The sequence below is a fragment of the Roseateles sp. genome (assembly GCF_031397715.1).
GTDB lineage: Bacteria > Pseudomonadota > Gammaproteobacteria > Burkholderiales > Burkholderiaceae_C > Paucibacter_A.
The window spans coordinates 1-1,616 of sequence record NZ_JANNMI010000122.1 but is presented as its reverse complement, the minus strand read 5'-3'; the positions used below and the strand labels follow the sequence as shown (position 1 = coordinate 1,616).

1 protein-coding gene and 2 pseudogenes are annotated in these 1,616 nt (G+C 63.7%); all 3 read left to right on the top strand.

Annotation, left to right across the window (positions count from 1 at the left end):
* A pseudogene (locus RMO57_RS05390) lies at window positions 1-514 on the top strand (ABC transporter permease); the annotation flags it as partial.
* Window positions 515-530: 16 nt separating this feature from the next.
* Window positions 531-1,514, top strand: coding sequence for an ABC transporter ATP-binding protein (locus tag RMO57_RS05385; RefSeq protein WP_310384927.1), 984 nt, complete (start codon window positions 531-533; stop codon window positions 1,512-1,514).
* Window positions 1,511-1,616 (top strand): annotated as a pseudogene (locus tag RMO57_RS05380) (ABC transporter ATP-binding protein); the annotation flags it as partial. The gene RMO57_RS05385 and the pseudogene RMO57_RS05380, both read left to right, overlap by 4 nt.

The window sequence follows — 1,616 nt, the reverse complement described above, 5'->3', positions numbered from 1 at the left end:
AGTAATGCTGTCCTTCCCGTCGATCCTGATCGCTATGTTGATCGACGGCGTGGGCCGGGCGATGTTCCCGAACGCGCATGACAGCCTGGCGTTTCTGGTTTTGATATTTGCGATTTAGCTGACCGGCTGGGTGCAGTACGCGCGCACCGTGCGCGGCACGACCATGGTCGAGCGCAACAAGGAGTATGTGCAGGCGGCGCGCGTCATCGGCGTGGCACCCGGCCGCATCATGCGCCGCCATGTCTTGCCCAATGTGCTGGGGCCGGTGCTGGTGCTGGCCACCATTCAGGTGGCCGCCGCCATCATCACCGAGGCGACGCTGTCCTTTCTAGGTGTCGGTGTGCCGCCGACCAGCCCTTCGCTGGGCACCTTGATCCGCGTCGGCAATGACTTTTTGTTCTCCGGCGAATGGTGGATCACGATCTGGCCCGGCGCCATGTTGGTGCTGATTGCGCTCAGCGTGAACCTGCTGGGGGACTGGCTGCGCGACGCGCTCAATCCGCGCCTGCGCTAATCATTACTTTTCCGCTATGACCCAAGCACTTTTAGAAGTCCGCCATCTGCGGGTTGAATTCCCTACCCGCCATGGCACGCTGCTGGCGCTGGATGACATCAGTTTCGACATCGCGCCGGGTGAAATCCTCGGCGTGGTGGGCGAGTCCGGCGCCGGCAAGTCGCTGACCGGTGCCGCCATCATCGGCTTGCTCGATCCACCAGGGCGCATCGCCTCGGGCGAAATCCTGCTCGAAGGCCGGCGCATCGACAACCTGCCCTATGACGAGATGCGCAAGATCCGCGGCCGCCAGATCGGCGCGATTTTTCAAGATCCGCTGACCTCGCTGAATCCGCTTTACACGGTCGGGCGCCAGCTGATCGAGACCATCATCACCCACTTGAATCTGAGCCAAGCCCAGGCGCGCAAGCGGGCGATCGAGTTGCTGGAGCAGACCGGTATTCCGGCGGCCGAGGCGCGTATCGATCAGTATCCGCATCAGTTCTCCGGCGGCATGCGCCAACGGGTGGTGATCGCGCTGGCCTTGGCGGGCAATCCCAAACTGATCGTGGCGGACGAGCCGACCACGGCGCTCGATGTGTCCATCCAGGCGCAGATCATTGCGCTGCTCAAGCGCGTTTGCAAAGAACAAGGCGCGGCGGTGATGCTGGTGACGCACGATATGGGCGTGATCGCCGAGACCTGCGACCGTGTGGCCGTGCTCTATGCCGGCCGGGTGGCCGAAATCGGGCCGGTGCACAGCGTCATTCACAAACCGGCCCACCCGTACACGGCGGGCTTGATGGGCGCGATCCCCGCGATGGACGAAGACCGCGAGCGCCTGCTGCAGATCGACGGCGCGATGCCCCGGCTGAATGCGATCCCAAAGGGCTGCGCCTACAACCCGCGTTGTCCGCAGGTGTTCGAGCGCTGCCGGTCTGAGCGACCCGAGTTGAGGGTCGTCGGCGATACCGGCGCGGCTTGCTGGCTGCACAACGCGACTCAAGGAGCAGCCGCATGAGCGCGCCCTTGGTTGAAGTGAAGGATCTGGCGAAGATTTTTGACGTCTCGCCGCCTTGGTTGAACCGTGTGGTCGAGCGCAAGCCGCGGCAGTTTGTGCATG